The 15,006-nt window shown below is 52.6% G+C and carries 15 protein-coding genes; 5 read left to right on the forward strand and 10 right to left on the reverse strand.

Annotated elements, in window-relative coordinates:
• Position 1 precedes the first annotated feature (1 nt).
• The 7 genes from NYE48_RS24110 to NYE48_RS24140 form a co-directional block, all read right to left on the reverse strand.
• The gene (locus tag NYE48_RS24110; RefSeq protein ID WP_341000209.1) at positions 2–727 is read right to left on the reverse strand and encodes an ABC transporter permease; all 726 of its coding nucleotides are present in this window, start codon (positions 725–727) and stop codon (positions 2–4) included.
• Positions 724–1,587 (reverse strand): ABC transporter ATP-binding protein, encoded by an 864-nt coding sequence (locus NYE48_RS24115; RefSeq protein ID WP_052146806.1) that lies wholly within the window; start codon positions 1,585–1,587, stop codon positions 724–726. The genes NYE48_RS24110 and NYE48_RS24115 overlap by 4 nt, the downstream gene beginning before the upstream one ends.
• Before the next feature lie 106 nt (positions 1,588–1,693).
• A complete protein-coding gene (locus NYE48_RS24120; RefSeq protein WP_341000210.1) occupies positions 1,694–3,535 on the reverse strand; it encodes a YcaO-like family protein in 1,842 nt (613 codons plus the stop codon).
• Positions 3,514–4,629, reverse strand: a complete 1,116-nt coding sequence (locus NYE48_RS24125; RefSeq protein WP_341000211.1) for a hypothetical protein — start codon at positions 4,627–4,629, stop codon at positions 3,514–3,516. Before NYE48_RS24125 ends, NYE48_RS24120 begins: the two co-directional genes overlap by 22 nt.
• A 22-nt stretch (positions 4,630–4,651) precedes the next feature.
• The gene (locus NYE48_RS24130; RefSeq protein WP_341000212.1) at positions 4,652–7,090 is read right to left on the reverse strand and encodes a hypothetical protein; all 2,439 of its coding nucleotides are present in this window, start codon (positions 7,088–7,090) and stop codon (positions 4,652–4,654) included.
• A 123-nt stretch (positions 7,091–7,213) separates the two neighbouring features.
• Positions 7,214–7,384: a thiazolylpeptide-type bacteriocin gene (locus NYE48_RS24135; RefSeq protein ID WP_081992076.1), complete on the reverse strand. Its 171-nt coding sequence runs from the start codon at positions 7,382–7,384 to the stop codon at positions 7,214–7,216.
• 57 nt (positions 7,385–7,441) lie between these two features.
• Entirely contained in the window at positions 7,442–7,612 is a 171-nt protein-coding gene (locus tag NYE48_RS24140) for a thiazolylpeptide-type bacteriocin (protein ID WP_341000213.1), read from the reverse strand.
• 329 nt (positions 7,613–7,941) lie between these two features.
• Here NYE48_RS24140 and NYE48_RS24145 point away from each other — a divergent pair, with 329 nt between their 5' ends.
• Entirely contained in the window at positions 7,942–8,523 is a 582-nt protein-coding gene (locus tag NYE48_RS24145; protein ID WP_341000214.1) for a DUF6609 family protein, read from the forward strand.
• Positions 8,524–8,733: 210 nt separating this feature from the next.
• Positions 8,734–9,045, forward strand: a complete 312-nt coding sequence (locus NYE48_RS24150) for a hypothetical protein (protein ID WP_341000215.1) — start codon at positions 8,734–8,736, stop codon at positions 9,043–9,045.
• Here NYE48_RS24150 and NYE48_RS24155 read toward each other — a convergent pair.
• The 3 genes from NYE48_RS24155 to NYE48_RS24165 form a co-directional block, all read right to left on the reverse strand.
• Positions 9,032–9,205 carry a hypothetical protein gene (locus NYE48_RS24155; protein ID WP_197069917.1) on the reverse strand — a complete coding sequence of 58 codons (174 nt, stop codon included), beginning with the start codon at positions 9,203–9,205 and terminating at the stop codon, positions 9,032–9,034. The two genes, NYE48_RS24150 and NYE48_RS24155, sit on opposite strands and share 14 nt — an antisense overlap.
• A 2-nt stretch (positions 9,206–9,207) precedes the next feature.
• Positions 9,208–9,582: a hypothetical protein gene (locus NYE48_RS24160; protein WP_341000216.1), complete on the reverse strand. Its 375-nt coding sequence runs from the start codon at positions 9,580–9,582 to the stop codon at positions 9,208–9,210.
• A gap of 180 nt (positions 9,583–9,762) precedes the next feature.
• The gene (locus NYE48_RS24165; protein WP_341000217.1) at positions 9,763–11,460 is read right to left on the reverse strand and encodes a DUF4127 family protein; all 1,698 of its coding nucleotides are present in this window, start codon (positions 11,458–11,460) and stop codon (positions 9,763–9,765) included.
• Positions 11,461–11,854: 394 nt separating this feature from the next.
• Between NYE48_RS24165 and NYE48_RS24170 the strand changes: the two genes are divergently transcribed.
• The 3 genes from NYE48_RS24170 (at position 11,855) to NYE48_RS24180 (ending at position 14,937) form a co-directional block, all read left to right on the forward strand.
• Positions 11,855–12,484, forward strand: coding sequence for a flavin reductase family protein (locus NYE48_RS24170; RefSeq protein WP_036707277.1), 630 nt, complete (start codon positions 11,855–11,857; stop codon positions 12,482–12,484).
• A gap of 127 nt (positions 12,485–12,611) precedes the next feature.
• A complete protein-coding gene (locus tag NYE48_RS24175) occupies positions 12,612–13,286 on the forward strand; it encodes a M50 family metallopeptidase (RefSeq protein WP_081992074.1) in 675 nt (224 codons plus the stop codon).
• A 274-nt stretch (positions 13,287–13,560) separates the two neighbouring features.
• Complete coding sequence (locus tag NYE48_RS24180; protein WP_052146823.1) at positions 13,561–14,937, forward strand: Nramp family divalent metal transporter; 1,377 nt, start codon at positions 13,561–13,563, stop codon at positions 14,935–14,937.
• The last annotated feature ends 69 nt before the right edge of the window (positions 14,938–15,006 follow it).

The raw sequence follows: 15,006 nt of genomic DNA on the forward strand, positions 1-15,006 counted from the left end.
GCTACCCCATCATCGCGCTTCTTTTGTATCGGTACACGAACAACGTGACCACGAGCAGAGCCACGATGTTAAGCGTCAGCATCCCGATGTCCTGGATCGCGTTACTGCCGGCCGATATCGCTCCGACGGCCTTGTTCAAATAAAATCCGGGGAAAAACTTCTGAATATGGACCATGAACTCCGGCATATGAAGTCCGAGATCGTTCGTCAGATTCATTGCCATAAATCCCATGTAGAGCGGGAAGGAGAGGGATTGAAGCGAAACGACATCCAGCAAGAATCCCAGGCTCAGCCCGATGAAAATGTAGTAGAGGCTGGAGTAGACCGCAAGCAGCTCCATTTTCAGCAGCATTCCGTCGATGTTCAATCTGAAAACGGCAAGGCCGAATACAATGATGACGGCGGCGATCAACACGTTGAGCAGCAGCTGGACAAACGCCGTCACAAAAATGAATTTTCCCGGCGAATACGGCGTGACGGCATAGATGCTGCCAATGTAGGACTTTTCCTTGGCGACGCGCGTGCTAAGCGTGTTCAGTCCGCTCCCCGCCGTTCCGAACAACGTGCAAAATACGGCAAGATAAGTAATGTATTGCCCTTGGTCGCCTTCCGGCTTGGCAAAAGCGTTCAAAACCACCAAAAACACCAGCGGCAGCACCAACGTAAAAAATACGAAACGTTTGTTGCGCAGCACCTTCAATATTTCATAACGAATGATCGTGATCATGCCTGCTTCACTCCTTCTTCCGGATTCAGATCATAAATTTCCCGGTAACAATCCCTGACTTCCTTCAGCCTTTCCTCAAACGTCATGCCCCGCTGCTGCAAATACGCGCAAAGCACGGAATGTTTATTCTTGTCGGTGACATACAGCTTGCGGTCTTCCATCAGGCCGCCGAATTGGCGCTGAAGATCGAGTGCTTCCTCCGCCGTCTCCAGATAAACGACGATCACCTTTTGGGTGTTCAAATCCTCTTTGCGCACATCGGCGATAATCTCGCCGTTCTTCAGGAAAATAAACCGGCGGCAGTAGTCATTCAGCTCGTCGAGATGATGGGAGGTTACGAAAATCGACTTGCCCTGCTCCTGAATTTCCCGGATTTTATTCCAGAACATTCGGGAGGCCGTCACATCCATCCCTACCGTCGGTTCGTCCAGGAACAGCAGCTTGGGATCCGCCGCCAGCGAAAGTGCAAAAGACAGTCTCCGTTTCTGGCCGCCGGAAAGGTTTTGAACCAATGAGCGCGCTTCTTTGACAAGATCGCCGGCCTCGAGCAGGGCATGGGTGCTTACGTTTGATTTGCTGTAGCTTTTGTGCAATTCGATCACTTCCCTGACCCGCAAATGATCCGGAAACAAATCGTGCTGAAGCATGACGCCTACATCTTGCCGCGTATCAAAGTTCCGGACGATCTCGCCGCCATCAATCGATGTAAGGCCTAATACCGAACGGATCATCGTCGTTTTTCCGGCTCCATTCGGTCCGATCAGCGCGATGCTCTCCCCTTCGTCGATCTCGAAGCTTACTCCGGACAATACCTGTTTTTCCTTAAAGCGCTTTTCAACCTGGTTAAATTTCAACAGCATCAACAATCTCCTTCTTCCCTTTAAAATTTGGCCTTCGTAAAATATGCCATGTCTCTGTTTCGGGCTTCGTACGAGGAGCTTAATAGAAACTTTGGAGCCCTTTCCTTTATGGAAAAGGATGAGGCGCATGCTGAATGTCTCCCGGCGCAACGCCCCAGAGCCGGGCTGCTTGCTCCAGCCGCTTCCGGCTTAACATCCGATGTTCCTCTCCAAACCAGAGCTGCTGCAAATGGGGGATCAGCACTTTGACGACCTCCAGGCCCAGATGCGTGTATCCCTCCGGCGTCTGACGAACCAGAATGACGTCGCCGAAAATGGCTGTCAGCCGGTCAAGAAGCCCCGAAGTTTCGCTGGCCATATCAATGGCGGTATATCTGAGTTTTTCGTAATAATCTGCAAAGCGTTCCATGAGATCCACGTCGCCGCCCCCGAACAAAAAATCGAAATGATGCCTTTCCTCCGGCAAGAAGTAGAGGATCGGGTGGTCTTCGACTTCCCGAACGCCCTGGCGCTTGATGCGTTTGGCCTTCTCACGGATTTCGCCGGTATGCGTGTCGTAAAATTCAAGGGCGAGCAGCATTTCCTCGAGCGCGTTCTGAATGGCTTTCTCCGGATCGGGATGCGCCGCGGACGTCGAATACGCCGCAAACTTTTCCGGCGTCCTGCCGAAGCAAAGCGCCCAGATGACCGGGATTCCGGTATCCATGGTGATGTCGAACAACCTGACATCGTAGTCCAGTTGCTCCAGCCTTCCGCACATGTACCGGGCTTTGCCGTTCGTAACGGATTCCGGTCGAATTTCCGGGGGCGCATGCCGTAAATACCAATGATTCAGAAAAGCATCCCGTTCGATTAATTCGAGGCAGGCATAATACACGCTGTCCAGAAGGCCGGTACCCAACGCGTTGCCGTTGGAGTTCCCTTTATAAACCCGCAGCGCGCCGCCCGAATAATTCTGATCCATTTTGTAGTAAGCCAAGCTTTCGGGAACATACGTTAGCGCTTTTGAGCTCCAGGAATAGGCGGGGATCCATGGCAACTCGCCATCTTCGTCAAAGGGAATCAGACTCTCGCTTGAACCTGCAACATCCCTGATAAAGATCCGGGGATCCGTCACATGCCCTGACTGCCGCATGGCGTTAAAACTGGCGCGGGCAACCGTTCGCTCCCGGCCTCGCGGATGCATGCCCGCATACCTTTCGAGGGCTTCAAACAAAGACTTGCGCTCGCTTGCCCGATAATCGGTCGTGCTTCCGATTCCCATTCCATATTTTTCTTCCCTATTTACCCGGAAAAAGGTGGAGACGGAAAAGAAGGATCGCGTATTCCGGTCTTTATAAACGATAAAATTCGAGTCGGTATTATCCGCCCTGAAAACATCGCTCGGAATGGAGGCCTCCTTCGGGCGGTAACTGTCTCCATACGGGTACACCGCCTTCTCCCTAAAAGCCGCCGCAAACGCTTCGGCGTCATCCGGATTCCCGCCTTCCGAGCAATTGGAGCATCGTTCCGCCGGCCAAAAGGTTAGCCGTTTCAACAATCCGTTTCCGTTCATCCGGTAATAGTCCAGCAGTCCCGGCCGCCTGCGCTTGCGGAGCAGCATGCCGAAGCATTCCATCACGAGATCCTCGGGTACCCGCAGGTCTCCGACCAGCCTGCTGGGCGCCCCTTCAAGCCGATATTCATGCTCCCGAAGATTGAAAGTCCTTCGTTTCAGGAAGCAGGAAGGGCAGCCTAATTCTTCACGGTAAAAAACCGGCCCGACGATGCATTCATGCGCGTCCACGTGCAGCAGGGCAAATTTCGGAGGCTTCCGTTCCAAATATCCGTTTGTTTCCGGACGGTCGCCGTACGTGATAAAACAGGGCAGCCGTTCCCCCTCGACCTCCAAAAGCGTCCTAGGCTCTCTCCGGTTCAGTACCTCGTTCAACGCGTGCGTTGCGAACATGAATCATCACCTCCCCCCAATAAAGCAAACCCGTATTTGCGGGAAAACCCGTCTTCATATCGAAAAAGAGGAAGCTCGCCATTCTGCCGGTCCCGTGTATGATAGGCCCCCGCCAGCCTATTTTCATCCCTAAAAGCTCCTGCATTAGCCTCCGTGGATCCTTCCTTCGCGCGAAGTCTGTTCCATAACCGGAACAAGGCATCCTCCAGATCCTCTCCGAAAGCCCGCAAAAGAACTCCGCCGCTTTTCCATTCAACGCCGTATACCGGCATCAAGGCTTCAATGACCTTGTAACTCATGACCGGCGGGAATAACACGGGGCCAGGCATCCAAAACGAAAATTGTCCGGGATCGAAAATCCGCTGCTCTTTCTCTCCCCCGCCATTCAATCCGTAACGGTTGAGATGATTCAGATAAGCGGCCCGAACGGTTAATCCGGGAGAAAGCGTGCGGTAGCTGCAATAATGGGTAAGCATGTATGCATACATATCCTCCAGCACACGGCGTTTGCTCGGACCGTCAAATTTGCGGACGTGATCTCCGAAATCCGCCGTTAACGTCCAGTACGTTTCGAAATCGATCTCTATTTGCCGCACCCGCTCCTGAACCAATTCCTGTTCAAGCACGCTTTCATCGCGTGTTTCTTCTCCCAACTTCAGAAGCGGGCTTCGGACCAGCGGGCAGCATTCCGCATGTGCGGTTTCGGGCAGCGGAGCAATGGCCGCAAGGCCGTCGGCATCCATCGTGATGATGCGATCTCCCTCCCATAACTGCGTTTCCAACAGCTTGGGAAGAGGAAACCTGTTCAAAGAAGACACCGGATATTGCCGCCCAAGACAGCTCATGCACACCCCATCGGCGAATATGATCCGGTCTCCCAACTCGTAACGTTCCTTCGGCCGGGGCGTTTCCGGCTCCCGCAGCAGGCTGCGAACGCGGGCCACCCACTCCGCTTCCTGCGGGTTCGGATCAGGCTTTGCAAAAAGATGGACGATATCGTCATAACTGGCAGCTGCAACACTGATGATCCGGCTGCGTCCGAGCAATTCAACCCTTCCGGGGCCGCCAATGATCCGCACGGGACTTTTATCCATCGCTTCTTCCTCCTTTCCGGCATTACATTTCGTACACATATTCAGCCGTATAATCCGTCTGGTACGGATCCGGCAGCGCTTCTTCAAACACAACGGCGATGTCCCCATATTGCTGCCGGCTCCGCTGGATGTGCTTCAGCATTTCGATAACATAGAGCGGCTCTTCCGCATCAAAAAAAATCGGCTTGAGAATGGCCGTCGCTCCATATTCGATCTGGAGCTTTCCTTCGCGGACTGGAAAAAGCCTGACGAAAGAACGCAGCGGAATATCATGGGATTCTAGAAGCTCATGGAAAGAGCCGTATCCTTCCAGGTCGAAGGTCAGACTTGAGAAAAGGCTGGAGTGCAATATGTTTCTGCGGCGCTGCAAAATAAGATCACCGAAGCTGATTCTTCCCAGCTTCCTGCTCTCCCCGATGGAAATCTCGTTATACTCGAATCCAATTCCGTTTAAAAAGCCCGATTGACTTAGAAGGGCAATATTCCTGTAATCTTCCGGAAGATATGCCGGCGCAAGGCTGCCCGTGTAAAGCGCGATCCCCCGGACATCTCCGGCCCGCAGCTCAAACCGGTTCACGTCCGCGTTCCACTCCAATGTGCAGCTGTTTAGGGCAATCAAACGGGATGTTTCCGGTTGTCCCCCTTCCTCCGGGTCGTATATTTCTTCCGTCAAGGAATACGTTTCCGTAAAATCGTTCGTGTTCGGATTAAATCCGCAGGACGGCGAATACGTCAGCAGCAACGCCTCTTTGCATCCCAAAGCGGATCTTATTTTATGGAGCACCTGCTCATGGCGCCCCGGGTCATGGTAGATGGAATACGCCAGGTAACCGTTTTTGCAATCATTGACGACGTATTTCCCGTTCATCGCCGGCTGAATTAACAGCTGCAGCGTCCGCTGCGGCTTGATGCCGACCTCCTCAAGCTGCGCTTTAAGATCCATAAGTTCATCTTCCCCGATATGCACGTCCTCGCCGTTTTCAGCCGGTTTGATCCGTTCCCGATAAACGTCCTTCAAATCTTCAAGGCGGGTTACCTGGGGCGATGCGGCAAACACTGTATTTCGGCTGGTCCGGCGCAGAGCTACCTCTTTTTCGTACATGCCGGCGTATTCCGAAAGAGACTGGCGAAGCGACTCATAGGAAGCAGGGAGCCGGTCCTGAAGCAATTCTTTCATGAACAGCCTGAACTTTAATCTGTGATCGAATAACGGAAGAATATCTGCCCATTTGTCGATCGTTCTTCTGGCGGAAGCCCGAATCTCATGGGGGCCCGCAGGAATATAGCTGTCTTCATGAAAAAGGTCCAAGGGGCGTTTTCCTTTCCACAACACCGCATCGCAGCATGCTGACGCATGCTTCTGCGCGGAAAGGATCAGCGACTCCCGTATATGAAGATCCGAGGTGTTCTCCAGCCGGGAAGCGATGAGATGCAGTGCCTCCAGATGCCTGACGAAGCCGTCGACTCTCCCGGAAACGTTCCGGAAAGAAGACGCTTCGTCAATCAGAGTGTTTAAGGTAAGGGTCTCCGCCTTGCGCTCCAGCACATTTCGAAGATAGCCGGCGGCCAACAGCTTCGCGGTCCGGCTCTCAACCCAATCCGTTCCGACACCCAAGCGGGAGGCAAGTTCTTCCCATGTAACGATGCTGCCGGAAGGGAGATTTCGCAGCCTGGGTTCCTGTAACATGAATCGCCGTTTTTGACGCTGATATAGACCGGGCCGGACCTCTAACGGCTCCCCGGCGCCGACGGTCCAAACTGCTTCTCCGAACGGATCGGCCTCATATTTAATTCGAAAACGGCTTGCTCGGATGACTTCCGGCAGCAGGAGAAAATAATCAAACCATGCAAGCAATATCCACTGGGCCAAACGGATCCGGCTAGTCGATGTCCGGTCACCTGTCCTGCCGATGGAGGTAAACGTGGATAACGGGGCGGTTTTGGCAAATGAACGCATCATAATTTTCCAAACCTTTCCTGTTTTTTTGGGGCTATAGGAATTGTTCATCGAACAATACATTTCAAAGTTGGTGAACAGCAAGGCATTTTGTACGTTTGACTGCTCCCGGAACAGCTCATAAAGCTCTTCCGCTTGTCTTTTATATGCTTTTTCAAATTGTTCCCGCAAAAGTTCCTCATGCTGCTGAAGCTCCTGTCCACGGATTAGATGGGACCGGATGTTTTCCAACAGAAGCGGATCTACGAATTCAAGCTTGGGGATCTTTTCGAACTGTATCTTGCCTCTTTTCATCCCCTGCTGGAGGCGTATGTATGCAATTCTGGCTCCCGGCTCACGTTCAATGAATCCGGATAATTGTTGGCGCAGCTTCTGCCGCTGCGTTGCATAGGCAGCGCGCTCTTTCCGATAGTTGGCGAATCGTAGGTAGAAATGATCCTTCAGTCGCTGAATAGAATGTGAAGACAGATGATTTTGGCGGATGAATACGTGGGGTTCCGTCACCAATGCTCCTCCTCCGGAAAATCCCTTGGATGAAGCGGCCGTTACCGCCCCATCCAAGGTTTTTGAATCCATCTTAGGAAAGTAAGTCTTGCGCAGGCGTTTGATTTGCTCGGCTGAATGTGATCAAGCACAGGAAGAAGAGCAGGAAGAACAGGAAGAAGATCCGCAGGTGGAGTGGCTGCCGCTTCCGCTCGATGCCGCGGTGGAAGGGATCGCTTCCGCTTGATCAAGTTCGATCAGCTCCAGATCGAGATTTTCCAGTTCTTTGTTCAATTCCTTGTTCAATTGGTTCATGTTTAACATCTCCTTTAACATTTTTAATGAGTTCGATCGGATGGACTCGCTTCAAGCTTATGCACAAGATGAAGAGCAAGAGGAGCAGGACGAAGATCCGCAGGTGGAGCTGCTGCCGCTTCCGCTCGATGCCGCAGTGGAAGGGATCGCTTCCGCTTGATCAAGCTCGATCAGCTCCAGGTCGAGATTTTCCAGTTCTTTGTTCAATTCCATGTTCAGGTTGCTCATGACGTTCACCTCCTTTTTACGACGATTGGGTACGGGGCAAGTTAACGTTCAAGCAGTTTCCCAAAGGAATGTCTCCCTTCAAAAGTTCTTGGTGCATTTGTTAATTGCTTCCTGTAAACAGACTAACACAGGTTTTATCCGGCTTCACCGAATACGTGTTTAGGGTTCTCCACAATTGTCTTGCGGCCGGTTTTGCGGAGCCCGTTACGGTCGTTACGAGCAGCCGCAAGAGGCTAAAGAATCAGCATTTTTAGGTGTATGGGCAGGGTTTCAAGCCGAACATACTGGTCTATAATGGTTACTGAACCAGTTGTTAGGGAGGGAAACAAGTGACGGAAAAGGCTTTGTCTGGGGGAATATGGAACAAATCAAACTTTTTGAATAAACGGGTTTGCGGGTTATGGCTGATCTGGGTCGCTGTGGTCATTTTCGCCGGGCTGATGGCGGGAGGAAAGCAGCTGATCATGATGCCCGTTTTTTCTTTCGGCTATGTCATCGGGATTTTCGGCATTTTGGCCAACAAATCCTTAAGCCGCAAATTATCGTACGGAAAGCCGACGCAAGGGCAAAACCGGATGCTTTTCTTTTCGATCATCCTCATGTTCGTACTGATGGTGCTGATCGGCGGGCCGCATTTTGCGGACGAAAATTACCGGCTGATTTGGCTTGGGGCGTTTTTGGCGATCGGCATTCATTTTATCCCGATGGCTTGGGTTCACGGGCCTTCGATGTTTGTGCTCGCCGTGCTGCTGATCGCGGATGCGCTTCTGGGCTTTCTCGATTCGAACATTAGCTTCCATCTGCTCGCATATGCCGATATCGGCGTCAAGCTTGTATTCGGCATTTACCTTCTATTGACCGGAAAGCCGATGAACAAGAAAGCGCAGACCGAAACCCCTTTAACCCATTAAGCGGGACGCCAAAACTGCCGAATCCATGGCTCTCCCAACATAAACAGGGATTCGATCGCTCCTTATCGGAGAGCTCGAATCCCTTATTTTGCGTGGAACGGAATCAAAAATCCACTTAACACGGGAACATATGTTTGGTATAATTTGAAATAAAGGACCGTTTATGTTTTTAGCGAAAACATAGGAACGAAAGAAACGGAGTTGATGGGCTTGACGACGATCGTTCAAAAAATGGATCCGGAAACGGGAGCCGCCGATTTAAGATGCCGGCTGCCCAAACAAATCAGGCAAGCGGTGATGGACCTGATCGAAGCCGATTCCGGTTCGGATTATTTCTATAAGCTGCTGACGGATCGTGCCCAGATTCAGCTTTTGCTGATCGAAAGGAACCGTAAGGAAAATTACGCCCAGTGCCACTGCTTTTCGACGGACATGGGCGACCCCGGGTACGCGTATGAAAGCCTGCCGCTTTCCGACGTCCGGGTGTTTGCCGATATGGCGGACAAGCTTAATCTTGTTTAGTCCCTTCCTTCAAAGCCTTGACGCGGGCATATTCCTCTTCGATCGTTCTCGACAGCAGCTCGGTTGCGGTCATGTTCAATTTTTTGGCCGTATCCGCCAGCATTTGCTTAATGTACACAGGAACGTCGTAATGGAATTTCACCTTGTTTCCGTATGCCATCTTCAGCCTTCCTTCCCGAATACGCTTTGGTGTTTTCTTTCGATCAGGCGAATCAAAAGCTGCGTTGCGGACATGTCCTGGAGCTCGGCGGCTTCGATCAGCTTTTCCTTGATCTCGGGCTGAAACTCATAAGGAAGCTTCAGCTTCGGCTCGCTTAAGTGTCCGCTCATGCCTTTTTCGATTTCGATCGCGGCCTGAACCAGGCTTTCGAGGCTGTCCTGCGGCCCCGGCTGCCGTCCGTATTTTACCAATACCCGCAGCAGATATGCCCGCAGTGCGGCCTGATCCTCATCGTCAATGTCGATCCGCATCGTTCCGTCCGGAAAATCGATCCGGCAGTCAACCGTATATCCGAATAAATTGAGGGCGTATTTCATGCCACCTCTCCTTTCTCACGGTTGTATTATAGTATGCCTTGTAACGTTACGCAATATAAGGCATCCATCCGGCATGCCGTCATCCCTAAAAGAGCAGCCCGTTAGGAAACGGACTGCTCTCATGATTTTTACGATCTATAATTCCTTATAAGTTCCTGTGGCGGTTATGGATATCTTTATTCACTCCAACGTAACGCTTGGCCCGAGGGTAATTTCAAACGCGCGTCCCCAAATGAATGCCGGATTATCATACGCTAACGATGCGCCGGCATAAGCCGAACAAATCCAGCTGCCGGATCGTTTGATCTGGCGGATCGCCCGCGAAGCGCAGGCCTGGAACGCTTTACGTTCCGCAAGAGCTTTCGTATTTTCCTGCATCCGGTCCCGCAGCAGCTTCACGAGAACTTCATAGTCTTCCGGCGAGTTGAACAGAAGCATATTCTGGTCTGCATAAGGAACGTTCTCGTACAGGGAATGCGCCCGGGAGTAGGTCCGAACTTCGGCAATCGTCAGCTTTTTATAATAATAATCCTTCAGGAAACGTTTGAAGAGCAGCGAACCATGCGCATTGGCGGCATCCCCCAACGCATGGGGCCGGCGTTCCGTGATCAGATACGCATACCGGGATTGGGCCATTCCGAGCGCAAGCCCGATTTTGTTTCCGGCCGTATTCCAACCGCTGTACCCAAGCAGCATTCCGATGGCTGCATCGTCCAGCAGCGCCTGCGTCACGGTTTCGTTCGCCGCGCCGCCCCCCACGAAATCGATCGCGATCGTTGGGAGCTGCTGATCGGCATTGCCCGCGATATGGCTCGCGGCTTCTATAGCCTTGTCGGCTCCCGTGATCGCAACGATTTCGATGTCGCAAGGCCCCGAGTCTACGAAACGTCCGCCGATCATGTCCACATGATACCGGATATTATCGTGCACGCTCATATACTCATAGGGATTCACGATCGTCGAACCGTCGGGCCCGAAATACCGGACGCTGTATCGCGGTTTGAAGCCGCAGCGGTGCAAATGGAGTGCCATGCGCCCCATCAGGGAGTGGCCCAGGCCGTCCGCATCCGGTAGAAGGATGACGCGGTCCGGATTTTGGCCGTCATGGCCGTTCAAATGCTGGTCTACATAAGCCTCAAGAAAGTCGATTTCATTCGACTGCACGCCCTGCGTATACGAATCGTCGACGCCGATGGCAAGAAAATCGATCGCTCCCGAGCGGACGAGCTGGTCCAAAATGTAATAATTCGATTTGAACTTATGGCGCCGCGCATTGTAATACTGCTCCTTGTCGAAGTGTACCGGCGTCCCGAAATGCGTGCCGTCCGGCTTGATGTCGTAGCCGTCCAAAATCGCTTCGAATTCCGAAGCGGCCGCGCGAGGCTGCTGCGCAAAGGCGCGGGCCTCGTCGTACGCGCTTTGGGTCAGTCCCTCGACGAATACGGTCGTGGCAAGCCGCATAATCGTATCGAGTACGTACACGGGCTTATGGGGGCAGGTCTGCTTAATTTCGCGAATGACGTCAAGCAATCCGGTCGTTTCCGGATCATAGTCCGGATAAGTGCCGCCCCCGCTGGTGCGGAAGCGCCGGCTGCCAATGAGCCCTCCGTAGGCCAGCATATCGGACGAGATGATGAATCCGTCGACCGCCAAAATATGTTTCTGAATAAACCGCCGGATCCGATCCGTGTCTCCAAAGACCGGGGAATGCGTGTCGAGCAGCGTGTTCCCTTCGGCGTCCGCTTCGGTGTCGAGCCTGTTTTTCACGTCTTCCGCATCCGGAGTGATGACCTGGATCCCTGCCGCCCGGGCCTGCACGACCACGTCGTCAAGATTGCAAGGGCGATCGTCCAGAGGCACATACAAAACTTTTTTCATAAATACATCTCCTTTTCGATTCAAAATAGTATATGACGTTACGTAACGCTATATGAATGATTAAAAAAAATCATTCCTTTCCTGTATCGATACCTTGGTCTGATTGGCGGGAACATCGCGGACGTCCGGACATCCCGGGTCATTCCCGAACCAACCCGAAGGCCATCTCATCGATATGCCCTTCGCTGAAATCATAATATCATGTAACGTATCGATACGCAATATGATTTGGTTAAATTTTTTCCTGTACATTATTTTTGAGCAAGGGCCGGATCAGAACGCTAACATGCCGGAAGGGGCAGCTCCGAAACTAACATTCACATTTCGATGAGCATCGAATTTTTTCTCGATTAAACTATTCCTTGCAACCCATCGCAGAAAGGAATGTGATTTCATGCCTCATACGCAAAAGAAAACATCCGATGTTCGAATCGCCACGATAGAGCCCAAAATATTATATTACGGCACCCCTGTCCTGCTGCTGAATACGTTGAACGAGGACGAAACGGTCAATATCAGCCCGATCTCGTCCTCCTGGGCGCTCGGCGATTACATCGTCCTGGGGCTGGGGACAAGCAGCAAGGCGTACGACAATTTGATGCGCCATCCGGAGTGCGTGTTGAATATCCCCGATCCGTCCTTATGGAAGCATGTCGAACAACTTGCCCCTTTTACGGGCAAAGACCCCGTCCCGGCGTTCAAACAAGCGTTAGGCTTCACCTGCGCCAAAGACAAATACGCCGTCAGCGGCCTGACGCCGATTCCGTCCGAAGCCGTCCGCCCGAGTCGCATTCTCGAGTGTCCGCTGCAAATCGAAGCGGAAGCGGTGAACATCCGCCTGCCGGAATACGCCGACTTTTTTGCGGTGATCGAAACGAAGGCCGTTCGCGTTCACGCCCATGAAGACATTTTGATTCGCGAAAACCACGTCGATCCCGCCAAATGGAGCCCGCTGATCTATAATTTCAGGCATTATTTCGCGCTGGGCGATTTTCTCGGGAAGACGTTCCGGAGCGAGACCTGATCTGCAGGAAAAGACACGTTCGGCATCCGCTTTCTCCGGATTCGCGCTGGCATTTCCCTTCAGCCGCATGTAAGATAGAAGCAAATCATACTGAAATGAGGGAACCGCCATTCAAGCTTGGTTAAAAATGATCGCGGTCGTCGTGTTGACCAGCATTTTAACGCGTTTTCTTCCGTTTTCGGCGTTTTTCCGCAACGTGGATACCCTTGTCCACGAGCTGTCGCATGCCCTGATGACGCTGGCCTTATCGGGCCGGGTCAATGTCATCCATTTGTACAGCAACCAGGGCGGAGTCACGCTCTCCACGTTTGACCGCAACTGGATGGCCATTCCGATCTCGCTTGCCGGATACGTCGGTTCCGCGCTGTTTGCGGTGCTGCTCTTTTACCTTTATGCCAGACGACAAGAGCGCGCCGGACTGATCACCGCCATGATTCTGGCCATCGTCGCGGCCGCGCTTTTCGTGCGCAACGGCTACGGGGTCATCTGGTGCATCGGTTTTGCGGTTTTGAGCGGGCTCGTCGCTTTTGCGGCTCCGCCTCTGCTGCAAAGATGCTATTATATGCTCATTGCCTTTATCTGCTTGGTCGAGTCCGTGATCAGCCCGTTCGTCATTTTGTTCCGGTCGGTGACGCGTCCCGGTTCCGCGGGCGATGCCGCCAATCTGGCCGAAGCGACGTATGTTCCGGCCGTCGTCTGGTGTCTCGTGTTCGTTGCGGTCTCCTTATGCTGCGCCAAGCTGTCGACGACGATGTTGTTCAAACGCGGATTCGGCTCCGGAAAGCCGAGAGAAACGCACTGAAAAACAGAATTTACGCCTATCCAAAAAATCGCCTCGGGTTTATCGGGCGGTTTTTTGTCGTTTATATTTTTAATAGGCAGGCGCCCGCAAGACCCTCCTTTTTTCGTCATCCTCCAAGACTTGTACAACAACAATTAAGTTAATCGGATCAAATTATATTTGCCATTGACAAAAAAGTTTACCAGGGGCAAAATAGAGGTATCAAGACGACGGAACGTTCTATATCATGAATCATTAAACTCATAAATAGATTGAAGGGATAACGATGGAAAACATGACTTCTATTGACCCAACCCCAAAACATAACCGGAAACATCAGGTATTCAGCTCCACGAACGGGCTCAGCCTCAGCGAAATCAACAATACCGTTTCGCTCCCGAAAAACGCGGGGTTCTGGAAAAAGCTTGCCGCCTATAGCGGACCCGGCGTCCTGGTCGCCGTCGGATACATGGACCCGGGAAACTGGATTACTTCCATACAAGGCGGAGCACAATATGGATATACACTTCTAAGCATCATTTTGCTTTCCAGCCTCATCGCCATGCTGCTACAGAGCATGTGCGCCAAGCTCGGCATCGTGACGGGCATGGATTTGGCGCAGGCGACGCGCCAAGCGACAAGCAAACCGGTCGCCATCGTCTTGTGGATTTTGACCGAACTTGCGATCATGGCTACCGATATCGCCGAAGTGATCGGCGGCGCGGTGGCGCTGCAGCTGTTATTCAAAATTCCGCTTTTGGTCGGCGTGCTGATTACGACGCTGGACGTGTTGCTGCTGCTGCTGCTCGCCAAAGTCGGTTTCCGTAAAATCGAAGCCATCGTCGCAACGCTGATCGCCACCATTTTTATCGTGTTCTTTTACGAAGTGTTATTGTCCAGCCCAAGCATCGGGCCGCTGCTCCAAGGCTTTATCCCGAGTCCGGAAATCGCGACCAACAACGGCATGCTGCTGATCGCGCTGGGAATCGTCGGAGCGACCGTCATGCCGCATAACCTCTATTTGCACTCGTCGCTGGTGCAATCGCGCCAATTCGAACGCACCTCCGCAGGCAAAAAGGAAGCCGTTCGTTTCGCGACGATCGATTCCAACATCCAGCTCAGCATCGCATTCGTGATCAACTGTTTGCTGCTGGTGCTGGGGGCCGCCATGTTTTTCGGTTCGACCAGCGATTTGGGCCGGTTCACCGATTTGTACAACGCGCTATCCGATAACGCCATCGTCGGCGCCATCGCCAGCCCGCTGCTGAGCACCCTGTTTGCGGTCGCGCTGCTGGCTTCGGGCCAAAACTCGACCATTACGGGCACGTTGTCCGGCCAGATCGTCATGGAAGGTTTTATCCGGATGAAAATGCCCGGCTGGCTGCGCCGCATCATTACGCGGCTCCTCGCCGTCATTCCGGTCATCGTCTGCGTCGTTTTGTACGGCGGCCGGGAAAACGCGGTCGAACAGCTGCTCCTGTACACGCAAGTATTCCTGAGCGTCCAGCTTCCGTTTGCGATCATCCCGCTGGTCATCTTCACCAGCGACAAGAAGCGGATGGGCGAGTTCGCGAACCGCTCCTGGATCAAATATTTGACCTGGGCCATCGCGATCGTGCTGACGGTGCTGAACGTGTTCCTGGTCTACGGCACCTTTGCCGGCATCGGTTGAGTCGATTTTTTCCAGAGTATAAAAAAACTGCCCCTGGGAGACTCCCCAGGGCAGTTTTGCTTTTGATCC

Origin of the sequence: Paenibacillus sp. FSL M7-1455 (assembly GCF_038004655.1) — a bacterium.
In the GTDB taxonomy this organism is placed as follows: domain Bacteria; phylum Bacillota; class Bacilli; order Paenibacillales; family Paenibacillaceae; genus Paenibacillus_AQ; species Paenibacillus_AQ cookii.

Bases quoted from the DNA above. Each gene is read 5' to 3' on its own strand.
- NYE48_RS24165 (WP_341000217.1), bottom strand. From the start codon at position 11,460: ATGAAAAAAGTTTTGTATGTGCCTCTGGACGATCGCCCTTGCAATCTT.
- NYE48_RS24140 (WP_341000213.1), bottom strand. From the start codon at position 7,612: ATGAGCAACCTGAACATGGAATTGAACAAAGAACTGGAAAATCTCGAC.
- NYE48_RS24170 (WP_036707277.1), top strand. From the start codon at position 11,855: ATGCCTCATACGCAAAAGAAAACATCCGATGTTCGAATCGCCACGATA.
- NYE48_RS24125 (WP_341000211.1), bottom strand. From the start codon at position 4,629: ATGGATAAAAGTCCCGTGCGGATCATTGGCGGCCCCGGAAGGGTTGAA.
- NYE48_RS24115 (WP_052146806.1), bottom strand. From the start codon at position 1,587: ATGCTGTTGAAATTTAACCAGGTTGAAAAGCGCTTTAAGGAAAAACAG.
- NYE48_RS24160 (WP_341000216.1), bottom strand. From the start codon at position 9,582: ATGAAATACGCCCTCAATTTATTCGGATATACGGTTGACTGCCGGATC.
- NYE48_RS24155 (WP_197069917.1), bottom strand. From the start codon at position 9,205: ATGGCATACGGAAACAAGGTGAAATTCCATTACGACGTTCCTGTGTAC.
- NYE48_RS24180 (WP_052146823.1), top strand. From the start codon at position 13,561: ATGACTTCTATTGACCCAACCCCAAAACATAACCGGAAACATCAGGTA.
- NYE48_RS24175 (WP_081992074.1), top strand. From the start codon at position 12,612: ATGATCGCGGTCGTCGTGTTGACCAGCATTTTAACGCGTTTTCTTCCG.
- NYE48_RS24135 (WP_081992076.1), bottom strand. From the start codon at position 7,384: ATGAACCAATTGAACAAGGAATTGAACAAAGAACTGGAAAATCTCGAT.
- NYE48_RS24110 (WP_341000209.1), bottom strand. From the start codon at position 727: ATGATCACGATCATTCGTTATGAAATATTGAAGGTGCTGCGCAACAAA.
- NYE48_RS24120 (WP_341000210.1), bottom strand. From the start codon at position 3,535: ATGTTCGCAACGCACGCGTTGAACGAGGTACTGAACCGGAGAGAGCCT.